Origin of the sequence: Dichotomicrobium thermohalophilum (assembly GCF_003550175.1) — a bacterium.
Lineage (GTDB): Bacteria > Pseudomonadota > Alphaproteobacteria > Rhizobiales > Rhodomicrobiaceae > Dichotomicrobium > Dichotomicrobium thermohalophilum.
The window spans coordinates 52,657-66,049 of record NZ_QXDF01000005.1 but is presented as its reverse complement, the minus strand read 5'-3'; the positions used below and the strand labels follow the sequence as shown (position 1 = coordinate 66,049).

Here is a 13,393-nt window from a genome sequence, read left to right as displayed (position 1 = left end):
AGCTGCGCGGGATCGAAAACATACCGCGACGCTGGTGCTTGTTGAAGACAAGTGAAAAGGGAATGCGCCGGGAACCATGCGGTCCTTAAGCGCAGCCGCCCCCGCGACCGTGATCGGAGAGGGCATCCATTGGCCACTGGCTGAAAGGGCTGGGAAGGCCGGATGACCGCAGGAGCCTAAGGCTCCGGGATCCGTAAGCCGGGAGACCTGCCAGCGACATAAACGTGAACCGGACGGGGGTATCCGGTGACGGGTTAGGGCCTCAGCTTTGCCCGCCATCCACCCTTGTCCCTCGTTCGAAGGGGCAACTCGTTGACGCACGCATATCTTCGCCCAAAAGGATACAGCCGGGAGGCGCGGCGATGAGCGACGCCGTGGAACTTCTGGTGTGCACGACCTGCCGCTGTGGCCAGCCGAAAGAGGCGGAAGCGCCGCGGCCCGGCGCGCAACTTTACGAGGCGCTGAGTGAACAGCCGCTGCCCGAGGGCGTGAAGCTGCGCCCGGTCGAGTGCCTGTCCAACTGCTCGCAGGGCTGCACGATCGGCCTGCGCGGGCCGGGGCGCTGGACCTATGTCTATGGTGGGCTGGAGCCGGAGGCGCATGTTGGTGTCATCCTCGACGGGCTGGCGCGCTACCTCACCGCGCCGAACGGCATCATCCCCTGGCGCGAGCGCCCGGAGCATTTCAAGCGCAACTGCGTTGTCCGCATTCCCCCGATGGAGGCCGCCCATGCCTGATCTCGCCAAGCTGCCCGTTACGGTCATCACCGGCTTTCTCGGCTCCGGCAAGACGACGCTCATCAGCCAGCTCATGCAGAACCCGCAGGGCAAGCGGCTTGCGGTCATCGTCAACGAGTTCGGCGATGTCGGCGTCGACGGGGACATCCTCAAGGCCTGCGCGATCCCCGACTGCCCGGCTGAGAACATCATGGAGCTGGCGAACGGCTGCATCTGTTGCACGGTGGCCGACGACTTCATTCCGACGATCGAGTCGCTCTTGTCGCTCGACCCGCGCCCCGAGCACATCCTGATCGAGACCTCCGGGCTGGCGCTGCCCAAGCCGCTCCTGAAGGCGTTCGACTGGCCGGATATCCGCTCGCGTATCACGGTGGACGGCGTCGTTGCGCTGGCCGATGCGGAGGCCGTGGCAGCGGGCCGTTTCGCGCCGAATGTCGATGCGGTCGAAGCGCAGCGGCTGGCTGATGACAGCCTGGATCACGAAACGCCGCTGTCGGAGGTTTTCGAGGACCAGATCGCCTGCGCGGATATCGTGCTGCTGACCAAGCCGGACCTCGCGGGGGAAGAGGGGGTCGCCAAGGCCCGCGCCACGATCGAGGAGACAGCGCATCGCCCGCTACCCGTGGTCGAGGTCAGCGAGGGCAAGGTCGACCCGCGCGTCATCATCGGGCTGGAGGCCGCCGCCGAAGACGACATGGATGCGCGTCCCTCGCACCACGACGCGCCGCACGATGATCACGACCACGAGGAGTTTGACAGTATCGTCGTGCCGCTGCCCGAGCAGGCCGACCCCGACACGCTGGCCGAACGTATCGCCCGGCTCGCCAATGAGCGGGACATCTTGCGGGTGAAGGGATACGCCGCCGTGGCGGGCAAGCCGATGCGCCTGATGGTGCAGGCGGTCGGCGGACGCGTGCGCACGCAATACGACCGGATGTGGCGGCCCGACGAACCCCGCGCGGGCCAGCTTGTCCTGATCGCCGAGCATGACCGCATTGACGAGTCCGCGATCCGCGCCGCGCTGAGCGAGTAGGCTTAGCTCATGCATGTCATCTTTCGCGAGTCCCACGGCCTGGAGGAAACCGAGACGCCGACCGATCTGGGCCAGAGCCCGGCCGATCTGGTCGTACTCTCCTTTTCCGACAGCGATCTGGGCGCGTTCGCGGCCGGGTGGCATCGTGCCAAGGCGAGCGGGGCGGCCCTGCCGAGCCTGCGGCTGGCAAACCTTGCCGCGCTGAAGCATCCGCTTTCCGTCGACACATATATCGAGCAGACTCTGACGGCTGCGAAAGGAATCCTGGTCCGGCTGATCGGCGGGGTGCCATACTGGTCGTATGGCTTGCAGCAGGTTAAGGCGCTGGCGCGTGAGAAGGGCATCGCGCTCGCGGTCCTGCCGGCTGATGGGCGGCCCGATCCGCGCCTGGGCGAGGTCTCGACCGTGCCGGAGTCCACGCTTCGGCGGCTGACCGAACTGTGCGATACGGGCGGCGAGGTCGCGGCGCAGGCGGCGCTGGCGCAGCTCGCGCTGGCTGCCGGGCTTTACGCCGGGCCGGTGACGGGGGCAAAGGCGGTGCCGATGGTCGGGGCGTGGACGCCGGAGCATGGGGCGTGCTGTCCGCTCGCGGCGTTTCCGGTGGGGAGCGCGCGCCCGCGTATCCTCGTGACGTTCTACCGCGCCTACCTGACGGCGGCTGACCTTGGGCCGGTGAAGGCGCTGTTCGAGAGCTTTCGCGCGCGCGGCTTCGATGTCGCCGGGCTGTTCGCGCCCTCGTTAAAGGCGCCAGAGCCTGCCGGCTGGATGGCGCGGCAGGTGGCGTTCGCGCAGCCCGCCGCAATCGTCAACGTGACCTCGTTCTCCGGCAAGGGGGATGACGGCACCTCGCCTCTGGATGCTGCCGGCGTGCCGGTTTTCCAGATGGCGCTGGCGACCTCGACGGAGGAAGCCTGGGCGGAGTCCGAGCGCGGGCTGTCGCCGCCCGATCTGGCGATGCATGTCGTGCTGCCGGAGGTGGACGGGCGCGTCTTTGCGGGTGTTGGCTCGTTCAAGGAGCCGGGCGCGTTTGATGAGGCGCTGCAATTCTCGCGCTACTGCCACAAGCCGCAGGCCGAGCGCGTTGACGCGATCGCGGAGCGGGTCGCGCGCTGGGTCGCGCTTGCCGAGAAGCCGGCAGCAGAGAAGCGCCCGGCGCTGGTGCTCTCGACCTATCCGGGCAAGGACTGGAACATGGCCCATGCGGTTGGGCTGGACGCGATCGCGTCGGCCGAGGCGATCTTGAGCGATCTGGGCGCGGCGGGCTACGCGGTCGCGGATGGGCCGGCGCTCGAAGCCGCGCTGTCCCGGGAGACGATTGCCTGGCCGCTGGAGGCCTACCGCGCGGCGCTGGAGACGCTGCCGGCGAAGCTGCAGACCGATCTCGCCGCAGCCTGGGGCGCGCCGGAGGATGACCCTGCTTGCCGCGACGGTACATTTCGTTTTTCCGCGACGCGACGGGGATCGGCGCTGGTCGCGCTGCAGCCCGAGCGCGGCGCACCTGAACGCCGCTACGACGACTACCACGACATTTCCCGCGTACCGCGCCATGCCTATGTCGCCTTCTACCTCTGGCTGCGCCACGCGCTCGGCTGCGACGCGCTCATCCATATCGGCGCGCATGGCACCCTCGAATGGCTGCCGGGCAAGTCGGTCGCGCTGTCGGGCGATTGCTGGCCCGAGGCGCTGATCGGCGATATGCCGGTGATCTACCCGTTCATCGTCAACGACCCCGGCGAGGCGGCGCAGGCCAAGCGCCGGATCGGCGCGGTCACGCTGGGCCATGTGCCGCCGCCGCTGTGCACGAGCGGCGCGCCGGAGCGGTTTTCCAGGCTGGAAGCGCTGCTGGACGAGTTCTCCAACGCCGACGGGCTAGACCCGAAGCGCCGCGACCGACTGCAGACCGACATCCGCGAGGAAGCGCGCGCGCAGGGCGTTGAAGCCGATCTCGGGCTGGACGAAGCAGCCTGCCCGGCGGAGGCTATTACGCGGATCGACCGCTTCGTCTGCGACGTGAAGGAGAGCCAGTTCAGCGACGGCCTGCATGTCTGGGGGCGGATGCCGGAAAGGCCCGGCCCGTTCGATGTGCGCCAGTCGGTGGGCGACGAGCGCCGCGCGCTGCTCGACGCGCTCTCCGGCCGGCGTATCCCGGCTGGCCCGTCCGGTTCGCCCTATCGCGGGCGCAACGACGTGCTGCCCACGGGCCGCAACCTGTTCACAACCGATCCGCGCGCCGTGCCGACCCGCTCGGCCTATGCGCAGGGCGTCAAGCTCGGCGAGGAGCTGGTGCGCCGGCACCTGCAGGACCACGGCGACTGGCCCCGCGGCCTTGTCGTCGATCTCTGGGGGTCGGCGACCATGCGCACGGCCGGCGAAGACTTCGCGATGGCGCTGCACCTGCTCGGCGTCAAGCCGGTCTGGGATGACGGCTCGGAGCGCGTCTCGGGCATCGAGGTGCTGCCGATCGCCATGCTGGAGCGTCCGCGCATCGACGTGACGCTGCGCGTCTCCGGCCTTTTCCGCGACGTGTTCCCGACGCTCTCGGCGCTCTACCAGCAGGCGATCCGTGCGCTCGCCGCCCGCGACGAGCCGGCGGACTGGAATCCCTATGCCGGGCAGGACACAGGCGCGCGCGTCTATGGGCCGAAGCCGGGCAGCTACGGCCTTGGCATGGGCAGGGCGATCGAGGACTACACGCCAGAAGGCCGCCGCGCCGCTGGCGAGGCGTGGCTGGCGGCCAGCGCCTGGGCGCTCGACGGCGACAGCGCCACGCGCGACGATGACGGCATCGCCCGCCAGGTGGCCAATGCCGACAGCTTCGTCCACACGCAGGACCTGCCCGAGACCGACCTGCTGATGGCCGCCGACTACGCCACGCATGAAGCCGGCTTCGCCGCAGCGCAGGCGGTCACGGGCGGCAACGCCGCGCTCTATCACATCGATAACGCCGACCCGGGCAACCCGCGCGCCCGCACGCAAGCCGAGGAGATCGCTCGCGTGGTCCGTGCCCGCGCATCCAATCCGGAGTGGATCGCGGGCATGAAGCGCCACGGCTTTCGCGGCGCGGCGGAAATCGCGGCGACGCTGGAGCATATGGCCGCATTTGCGCATCTGTCCGGGCAGGTCGGCTCGCACCTGTTCGACACATTCTTCGACGCCACGCTGGGCGATGACGACGTGACAGCCTTCATGGACGAAGCCAACCCGCAGGCGCTGGAGGCGATGCGCGCGCGCTTTGCCGCGCTGCGCGAGGCGGGGCTGTGGCAGACGCGGCGCAATTCGATCCTCGCGGCGCTGGAGGACTGCGCGTGACGGTGATGGTGAAAGGATGGTGCCCCAGCGCTTACCGCCCGATGATGTCCGGGGACGGGCTGATCGTGCGGGTGCGGCCGCATGCCGGACGGCTGGACCGCGCGCAGGTCATCGGCCTGTGCGAGGCGGCGGCGCAATACGGCAACGGGATCATCGACCTGACCAATCGTGCGAATCTGCAAATTCGCGGCGTGGCGCAGGAAGATCATGCGGCGCTTGTAGAGGCGCTTTCGGTGTTCGGCCTGCTGGATGCCGACCCGGTGCGCGAGGCACGGCGCAATATCATCGTCGCGCCGGACTGGCGCGCGGGCGATGCCACGGCGCGGCTGGCGGAGAAGATGGCGCAACGGCTGGGCGAGTTGCCCGCGCTGCCGGGCAAGTTCGGTTTCGCGGTCGATGCCGGGGACGGTTCGATCCTCCGCGATACACCCGCCGACATCCGCATCGAGCGCGGCGCGGGGGGCGGGCTGATCGTCCGCGCGGACGGCGCGGCGCAGGGCTGCCCCGTCGCCGAAAGCGAGGCGATCGACGCGGTGGTCGCGCTCGCGCACTGGTTCGCGGCGCGCGGCGAAGAGCGACGAATGGCGCGGCTGTTGCGCTCCGTCCCGTTGCCGCAGGCGTGGCAGAGCGAGCCGCCCGCTTCGCCGCGCGCAAAGCCCAGACCGGGCGATGACATTGGCGGGCCTGTGCTGGGTGCGCCGTTCGGCCAGCTTCCTGCCGAGGCGCTAGCCGACGTGACGGTGGAAAGCCGCGCGGCGGCGCTGCGCGTCACGCCGTGGCGGCTGTTCGCGCTGGAAGGCGTTCGCGCGCTGCCCGCGCATCCGTTCATCGACGCGCCGGATGATCCGCTTCTGCGCGTGGATGCCTGCCCCGGCGCACCGGCCTGCTCGGCCGCGACAGTGGAAACCCGCAGGCTCGCCCGCGCGCTCGCTGGCCGTGTTGACGGCGACCTGCACGTCTCAGGCTGCGAAAAGGGCTGTGCGCGCCCGCGCGCGGCGGATGTCACGCTGGTCGGGCGCGATGGCGGCTTCGATCTCGTGCACGGCGGCAAGCCGGGTGATGCGCCGACGCGGCGCGGCCTGACGCCCGAGGCCCTCGCCAGCGGTGCGGAGCTGCCGTGATGCCCCACGTCTACGAGACAGACGGCGCGGCGATCTATCGCCAATCCTTCGCAACCATCCGGGCGGAGGCCGACCTCGCGCGCTTCGACGCGCTGGAAGAGCCGGTGGCTGTGCGAATGATCCATGCCGCCGGTCTGGTTGAGCTCGCGCGCGACATCCATTTTTCGCCCGGTTTCGTGGAGACGGCGCGCGCGGCGTTGGAGGATGGCGCGCCGATCCTGTGCGACACGCGCATGGTCAGCGAGGGTGTCACGCGGAAGCGGTTGCCGGCGGAGAATGCGGTGATCTGCACGCTGGGCGATGAGCGCGTCCCCGCGCTGGCGCAGGAACTGAACACCACACGTTCGGCGGCGGCGCTGGAGATGTGGCGGCCGCGGCTGAAGGGTGCGGTGGTGGCCATCGGCAACGCGCCCACCGCGCTGTTCCACCTGCTCAACATGCTGGAAGACCCGGCCTGCCCGCGCCCGGCGGCGATCATTGGCTGTCCGGTTGGCTTTGTCGGCGCGGTGGAGTCGAAAGACGCGCTCTGGACCGACCGGCCCGCACCGTGCTGCATCGTGCGTGGGCGGCTGGGCGGAAGCGCGATAACGGTCGCGGCCGTCAACGCGATCGCGAGTGCGGCCGAATGACAATGGGTACGATCTACGGCGTCGGCCTGGGACCCGGCGATCCCGACCTGATGAGCCGGAAAGCTGACAGCCTGATCCGCGCGGCGCGGCATGTCGCCTATTTCCGAAAGGCGGGCCGGGCCGGACACGCGCGGCGCATCGTCGAGGGGATGCTGCACGCTGATGCACGGGAACACCCGATGGAATACCCGGTCACGACGGAGATTTCATTCCACGACCCGGCCTATAAAGACATGCTGTCCGCGTTCTATGCCGAGTGCACGGCGCATCTGCGTGGCCTCGCCGCGGCGGGCGAGGATGTCGTGGTGCTGTGCGAGGGCGACCCGTTCTTCTACGGCTCGTTCATGCACCTCCATGAGCGGCTTAAGGACGACGTGCCGGTCGAGGTCGTTCCGGGCATCACCGGCATGTCGGGTGCCTGGACGGCGACAGGCATCCCCGTGACCTGGGGAGATGATGTGCTCGTCGTGCTGACCGGCACGCTGCCCGAAGATGAGCTGACCCGGCGCATCGCTGAGGCAGACGCGCTTGTCGTCATGAAACTCGGGCGCAACCTCGACAAGGTCCGCCGCGCGCTGGCCGCGACTGGGCGGCTGGAGGCGGCCTGGCTGATCGAATACGCGACCATGCCGAACCAGACCGTGCGCCGGCTGACCGAGGCGCCGAGCAAACCCGCGCCCTACTTCTCCATGATCGTCGTGCACGGGCAGGGGCGGCGGCCATGAGGGGATGGTTGGCAATCGCGGGGCTCGGGCCGGGCGCGGATGCGTTGATGACGCCGGAGGTCGCGCAGGCGCTGGAAGCGGCGAGCGACGTGGTTGGGTATGCGCCTTATGTTGCGCGGGTGCCGGAGCGGGCCGGGCAGGCGCGGCACGCCAGCGACAATCGCGTCGAGCTGGACCGCGCGCGCGAGGCGTTGCGCATGGCCGCCGAGGGGCGGCGCGTGGTGGTTGTATCGTCGGGCGATCCCGGCGTGTTCGGCATGGCCGCGGCGGTGTTCGAGGCGCTGGAGGCGGAGCCGGCGTGGCGCGATTTGGACATTCACGTATTGCCCGGCGTCACGGCGATGCTCGCGGCGGCGGCGCGGGCGGGCGCGCCGCTCGGGCACGACTTCTGCGCCATCAACCTGTCGGACAATCTGAAGCCGTGGGCGCTGATCGAAAAGCGGCTCCGGCTGGCGGCGGAGGCCGACTTCGCCATGGCGCTTTATAATCCACGCTCCAAGGCGCGGCCGGAAGGCTTCGCGCGCGCTCTGGCCGTGCTGGGTGAGGCGTGCGAGCCGGAGCGGCCCATCATCTTTGCCCGCGCGGTCAGCACGTCGGAGGAGCAGATCGATATTGTGCGCCTGCGCGACGCCGCGCCGGAGATGGCCGACATGCGCACGGTCGTGATCGTCGGCTCCAGCCGCTCGCGCATCATCAAGCGCGCGGGCCGCCCGTTCGTCTACACGCCCAGATCGGTGCCGGCATGATCGATCCAGTCGAGCACAGCCTCCGGCGTTGTCACCTCCCGCCGCTCGGGCAAGGGCGGGCGCGCGATCATTATGACGGGCAGGCCCAGCGCCCGCGCCGCGTCCAGCTTGGCCCGCGCGCCGCTGCCGCCGGCGTTCTTTGCGACGATCAACTCGATGCCGTGCTCGCGCAGCAGCGCCGTATCGCCCTCCACAGTGAACGGCCCGCGCGAAACCACGATGGAATGACGCGGCAGGGGCGGCGGGGTCTCGGGCGGGTCGACGAGGCGGAGCAAGTAGGCGTGCTGCGGCTGCGCGGCGAATTCGGCAAGGTGCATGCGCCCGATCGGCAGCATAACGCGGCGCGGGGGCCCGGCCAGCGCGGCAACGGCGGCTGGGATGTCGGGCACTTCGCGCCAGTCATCGCCGGGGCCGGGCGTCCAGGCCGGGCGCGTCAGCGCCACGAGCGGCACGCCGGTCTGCGCACAGGCCTCCATGGCGTTGCGGCTCATCTGCGCGGCGAAGGGGTGGGTGGCGTCGACCACATGCGTGATGGCGTTCGCGCGCAGGTATTCCGCCAGCCCGCCCGCGCCGCCAAAGCCGCCGACCCTGCGCGGGATGGGCAGGTCGCGCGGGCGCTCCACCCGGCCGGCGTAGGAGATCACCGCGTCGATCCCGCGCGCGGCGACGGCGCGGGCGAGCGCACTGGCCTCGCTGGTGCCGCCGAGGATCAGGAGTTTGACGCGCATGGCTGAGGCTCCGTGGCTCACCATCATCGGGATCGGCGAGGATGGACCGGATGGCCTGCCGCCGGCAAGCATGGCGGCGTTGGAGGCCGCCGAGATCGTCATGGGGCCGAAACGGCATCTCGGCTTGTTGCCGCCGCTGCGCGCGGAGGTCATCGAATGGCCCGTGCCGTTTGCGGAAGGGCTGCCGCTGCTGATGCGCTTTCGGGGTCAGCGCGTGGCGGTGCTGGCCTCGGGCGATCCTTTCTGGCATGGGGCGGGATCGGTGCTGGCGCGGCATTTTGAGGCGGGCGAGTGGCGCGCGCTGCCCGCGCCGTCGAGCGCGTCCTTGGCCGCTGCCCGGCTCGGCTGGCCGCTGGAGCGGGTGACGTGCTTTGGGCTGCATGCCGCTCCGTTGATGCGCCTGCGCCCGCATCTCGCGCCGGGGGCGCGGCTGATCGTGCTGCTGCGCGACGGCGAGGCGGTGGGCGCGCTGGCGGAATGGCTGACGGCGCAGGGCTTCGGCGCGAGCACGCTCTGCGTGATGGAGGCGCTGGGCGGGCCTCGCGAGCGCATCCGGCAGGCGCGGGCGGATGAGATGGCGTTTGCCGACATCGCGCATCCGGTCTGCGTGGCGCTGGAAGTCGCGGGCGAGGGCGCGGTGGTCTCGGCCACACCGGGCCGGCCCGACGACCTGTTCGACCATGACGGGCAGATCACCAAGGCGCCTGTGCGCGCGCTGACGCTGGCGGCGCTGGCCCCCCGCGCGGGCGAGCACCTGTGGGATATCGGCGCGGGGTCGGGCGCGATCAGCATCGAATGGCTGCTGGCGCATCCGCAGACTACCGCCACGGCGATCGAGGCGGTGCCGGAGCGGGCGGCGCGCGCGCGGGCGAATGCCGAGCGGCTGGGCGTGGACCGGCTGGAGGTTGTCGAGGGGCGCGCGCCGGAGGCGCTTGAGGGCTCGGCTGCGCCCCAAGCGGTGTTCATCGGCGGCGGGCTGTCGGAGGCGCTGCTGGCGGATTTGTGGGCGCGGCTGCCAGAGGGCGCGCGCATCGTCGCGAACGCGGTGACGCTGGAATCCGAGGCGCTGCTGGCGCGCTGGCACGCGGCGCAGGGCGGCCGGCTGATGCGCTTCGACATTTCCGAGGCCGCGCCGCTGGGCAGCAAGCGCGGCTGGCGCGCGGCCTATCCGATTGTGCAATGGAGCGTGATGCGATGATCGTGGCGGGTTTCGGCTTTCGCGCGGCGGCGACGGCGGACAGTTTGCGCGATGCGCTGGCGCACGCGGCGGGCGAGCGCAAAGTCACGGCCTTCGCCGCGCCTGAGGATAAAGCGCAGGCGGCCTGCCTGAGCGAATTGGCAAGGGAGATGGGCGTGAGCGTCCGCGCCATCTCGGCCAATGACCTGAGCCGCCAGCAAACTCCGACCGAAGCGCCCCGCGTGCGCGCCGCGCGCCACACCGGCAGCGTCGCCGAAGCCGCCGCGCTCGCCGCCGCCGGGCCGGGCGCTCGCCTGCTCGCTCCGCGCCACATCTCCGCCGACCGCTTGGCAACCTGCGCCATCGCGATAGGGGAGGGCGCATGACCGTGCACTTCATCGGCGCCGGGCCGGGTGCGCCGGACCTTTTGACCTTGCGCGGGCGCGATCTGATCGCGTCCTGTCCGGTGTGCCTGTACGCGGGTTCGCTGGTTCCCGAAGGCGTGCTGGCGCATTGCCCACCGGGTGCGCGCATCGTTAACACCGCGCCGCTCGATCTTGATGCGATCATCGCCGAATGCCGCGCGGCGCACGAGGCGGGCCATGACGTCGCGCGGCTGCATTCGGGGGACGTGTCGATCTGGTCCGCGATGGGCGAGCAGATCCGCCGGTTGCGCGCGGAAGGCATCCCGGTGAGCGTGACGCCGGGCGTGCCGTCCTTCTCAGCCGCTGCCGCCGCGTTGGAGGCGGAACTGACGCTGCCGGGGCTGGCGCAATCGGTGGTGCTGACGCGCACGCCGGGCCGCGCCTCGGCCATGCCGGAAGGCGAGACTCTACGCAACTTCGCGGCAACGGGCGCGACGCTAGCGATCCACCTGTCGATCCATAACCTCGCGGAGGTCGTGGCCGATCTCCTGCCCGCTTATGGGCCGGACTGCCCGGTCGCCGTGGTCTACCGCGCAAGCTGGCCGGAGCAGCGCATCGTTCGCGCGACACTTGCGGAAATCGAGGCCGCGCTGGGCGAGGGGATCGAGCGCACCGCGCTGATCCTCGTCGGCCCGGCGCTGGCGGGCGAAGGCTTCGACGACAGCCGGCTTTACGCCGCCGATTACGACCGCCGTTTCCGCCCCCGCAGCGCAAATGGAGGCGCGACATGAGCATTCCCGGCCTGATGATCTCCGCGCCCAGCTCCGGCACCGGCAAGACGACCGTGATGCTCGGCCTGCTCCGCGCGCTGGCCGAGGACGGGCTGAGCGTCCAGCCGTTCAAGAGCGGGCCGGATTACATCGACCCCGCGTTTCACCGCGCCGCCGTCGGGCGCGATTCGTTCAATCTCGACACATGGGCGATGGATGAGCGGCTGCTCGCGGCGATCGCGGCGCAGGCCGAAGGCGCGGATATTATCGTCGCGGAAGGCTCGATGGGGCTTTACGACGGCGTGGCGACGCGCGGGGCGACCGGTTTCGGATCGAGCGCAGAGACGGCGGCGCGCATGGGCTGGCCGGTGGTGCTGGTGCTTGATGTCGGTGGGCAGGCGCAGTCGGCAGCGGCGACGGCGCTTGGCTTTGCGCGCTACTGGCCGGACCTGCCTCTGGCGGGCGTGATCCTCAACCGCGTGGCGAGCCCGCGCCATGAGCGGTTGATCCGGCTGGGCATGGAGGAGGCGGGCCTGCGCGTGCTCGGTGTGCTGCCGCGCCGCGGCGATCTGACCCTGCCGGAGCGGCATCTGGGGCTGATCCAGGCGGTGGAGCATCCCGATCTGGAGGCGGCGATTGCGGGATATGCGGCGTTCCTGCGCGAACACGTTGATCTGGCGGCGATCCGCGCGGCGGCGCTGGCGGGGGCGGCCAACATGCCCGGCAAGCTCCCGCAACCGCCAGCGCAACGCATCGCGCTCGCGCGGGACGAAGCGTTTTCCTTCACCTATCCGCACCTTCTCAAGGGCTGGCGCGAAGCGGGCGCGGAGATCGTGCCGTTTTCGCCGCTTGCCGATGAAGCGCCCGACGCGGTGGCTGATCTGGTCTGGCTACCGGGCGGCTACCCGGAGTTGCACGCCGGCCGGCTCGCGGCGGCGGAAACGTTCAAGGCGGGCCTGCGCCGCCACGCCGAGACGCGCCCGGTGCATGGCGAGTGTGGCGGCTACATGGCGCTCGGCGCGGCGCTGATCGACAAGGCCGGCGCGCGCCACGAGATGGCCGGGCTGCTCGGCCTCGTGACGAGCTATGAGACCCGCAAGCTGCATCTGGGCTATCGCGGCGCGCGGCTGGTTGCCCCGATGCCGGGGCGGGCGGCGGGCGCGGTTCTTCGCGGGCACGAGTTCCACTATTCCACCATCCTCGATGAGCCCGACGCGCCGCTGGCCGAGGTCGCGGATGCCGACGGCAACCCCGTCCCCGAGACCGGCTCGCGCCGCGGGCAAGTCACCGGCACCTTCTTCCACCTGATCGCGGAGACCGGCGCATGACCGGCTTCGTCAGTTTTGTCGGTTCGGGGCCGGGCGACCCCGAGCTGTTGACGCTCAAGGCCGTCGACCGGCTGAAGCGCGCGGATGCGGTGCTGTTCGACGATCTGTCATCCGGCCCGATCCTTGAATATGCGCGCAAGGGCGCGGACCTTGTCGGCGTGGGTAAGCGCGCGGGGCGGCCGTCGCCGCGCCAGCCGCATGTCAGCCGCCTGCTGGTGGATTATGCGCTCACGGGCGCGCGGGTCGTGCGGCTCAAATCCGGTGATCCGGGGCTGTTCGGCCGGCTGGAGGAAGAGTTGAACGCGCTGCGCGAAGCGGGCATCGACTGCGAGATCATTCCCGGGGTGCCGTCGGTCTGCGCGGCGGCGGCGGCGGCGGAGATGCCGCTCACCCGCCGGCTCACGGCGCGGCGCGTGCAGTTCATCACCGGGCATGACGTCAGCGGCCGGCTGCCTTCGGACATCGACCTCGACGCGCTGTCCGATCCGGGCACGACCACCGCCGTGTTCATGGGCAAGCGCACCTTCCCCGCGCTGGTCGACACGCTGTTGGCACGCGGGCTGCCGCCCGATACGCCGGCGTTGCTGGCAGAGGCCATCAGCCGCGCGGATCAGCGCCTGCAGCGCAGTACGGTTGCCGAACTGGCCGCGCAGCTACGCGAAGAGCCGGGCGACAAGCCGGCGATCATCCTGTTCGGCCCGCTCGCGGACACGTCGGAGTAGGGC

The 13,393-nt window shown here is 70.5% G+C and carries 13 protein-coding genes and 1 riboswitch; of the genes, 12 read left to right on the top strand and 1 reads right to left on the bottom strand.

Translation table 11 applies throughout. The features are described 5' to 3' along the window. The first annotated feature begins 15 nt into the window (after positions 1 to 15). Positions 16 to 229: riboswitch (cobalamin riboswitch) on the top strand. A gap of 133 nt (positions 230 to 362) precedes the next feature. From BXY53_RS13510 to cobJ, 7 genes are read left to right on the top strand one after another with little or no spacing between them, the layout of a single operon-like run. After that, positions 363 to 737, top strand: coding sequence for a DUF1636 family protein (locus BXY53_RS13510; RefSeq protein WP_119062558.1), 375 nt, complete (start codon positions 363 to 365; stop codon positions 735 to 737). Further along, a complete protein-coding gene (gene cobW, locus BXY53_RS13505; protein ID WP_119062556.1) occupies positions 730 to 1,770 on the top strand; it encodes a cobalamin biosynthesis protein CobW in 1,041 nt (346 codons plus the stop codon). The genes BXY53_RS13510 and cobW overlap by 8 nt, the downstream gene beginning before the upstream one ends. 9 nt (positions 1,771 to 1,779) lie before the next feature. Beyond that, positions 1,780 to 5,079: a cobaltochelatase subunit CobN gene (gene cobN, locus BXY53_RS13500; protein WP_119062555.1), complete on the top strand. Its 3,300-nt coding sequence runs from the start codon at positions 1,780 to 1,782 to the stop codon at positions 5,077 to 5,079. Positions 5,080 to 5,084: 5 nt separating this feature from the next. Next, complete coding sequence (cobG, locus tag BXY53_RS13495; RefSeq protein WP_119062598.1) at positions 5,085 to 6,200, top strand: precorrin-3B synthase; 1,116 nt, start codon at positions 5,085 to 5,087, stop codon at positions 6,198 to 6,200. Continuing rightward, on the top strand, positions 6,200 to 6,829 hold the full coding sequence (locus BXY53_RS13490) for a precorrin-8X methylmutase (protein ID WP_119062554.1): 630 nt from the start codon (positions 6,200 to 6,202) through the stop codon (positions 6,827 to 6,829). The genes cobG and BXY53_RS13490 overlap by 1 nt, the downstream gene beginning before the upstream one ends. Before the next feature lie 2 nt (positions 6,830 to 6,831). Continuing rightward, on the top strand, positions 6,832 to 7,554 hold the full coding sequence (locus tag BXY53_RS13485) for a precorrin-2 C(20)-methyltransferase (protein WP_210209249.1): 723 nt from the start codon (positions 6,832 to 6,834) through the stop codon (positions 7,552 to 7,554). After that, positions 7,551 to 8,300, top strand: a complete 750-nt coding sequence (gene cobJ / locus BXY53_RS13480) for a precorrin-3B C(17)-methyltransferase (protein WP_119062551.1) — start codon at positions 7,551 to 7,553, stop codon at positions 8,298 to 8,300. The genes BXY53_RS13485 and cobJ overlap by 4 nt, the downstream gene beginning before the upstream one ends. On the opposite strand, the gene BXY53_RS13475 is transcribed toward cobJ, so the two are convergent. Next, entirely contained in the window at positions 8,273 to 9,028 is a 756-nt protein-coding gene (locus BXY53_RS13475; protein WP_119062549.1) for a cobalt-precorrin-6A reductase, read from the bottom strand. The two genes, cobJ and BXY53_RS13475, sit on opposite strands and share 28 nt — an antisense overlap. On the opposite strand from BXY53_RS13475, the gene cbiE reads away from it, so the two are divergent. Genes cbiE through cobA form a run of 5 tightly spaced genes read left to right on the top strand, consistent with a single transcriptional unit; the run spans position 9,027 to position 13,390 of the window. Beyond that, complete coding sequence (gene cbiE / locus BXY53_RS13470) at positions 9,027 to 10,226, top strand: precorrin-6y C5,15-methyltransferase (decarboxylating) subunit CbiE (protein WP_119062548.1); 1,200 nt, start codon at positions 9,027 to 9,029, stop codon at positions 10,224 to 10,226. The two genes, BXY53_RS13475 and cbiE, sit on opposite strands and share 2 nt — an antisense overlap. Continuing rightward, a complete protein-coding gene (locus BXY53_RS13465; protein WP_119062596.1) occupies positions 10,223 to 10,591 on the top strand; it encodes a cobalamin biosynthesis protein in 369 nt (122 codons plus the stop codon). Before cbiE ends, BXY53_RS13465 begins: the two co-directional genes overlap by 4 nt. Continuing rightward, a complete protein-coding gene (cobM, locus tag BXY53_RS13460; RefSeq protein ID WP_119062546.1) occupies positions 10,588 to 11,361 on the top strand; it encodes a precorrin-4 C(11)-methyltransferase in 774 nt (257 codons plus the stop codon). The genes BXY53_RS13465 and cobM overlap by 4 nt, the downstream gene beginning before the upstream one ends. Further along, complete coding sequence (locus tag BXY53_RS13455; RefSeq protein WP_119062544.1) at positions 11,358 to 12,668, top strand: cobyrinic acid a,c-diamide synthase CobB; 1,311 nt, start codon at positions 11,358 to 11,360, stop codon at positions 12,666 to 12,668. Before cobM ends, BXY53_RS13455 begins: the two co-directional genes overlap by 4 nt. Beyond that, positions 12,665 to 13,390, top strand: coding sequence for a uroporphyrinogen-III C-methyltransferase (gene cobA / locus BXY53_RS13450; RefSeq protein WP_119062543.1), 726 nt, complete (start codon positions 12,665 to 12,667; stop codon positions 13,388 to 13,390). Before BXY53_RS13455 ends, cobA begins: the two co-directional genes overlap by 4 nt. Positions 13,391 to 13,393: the final 3 nt, after the last annotated feature.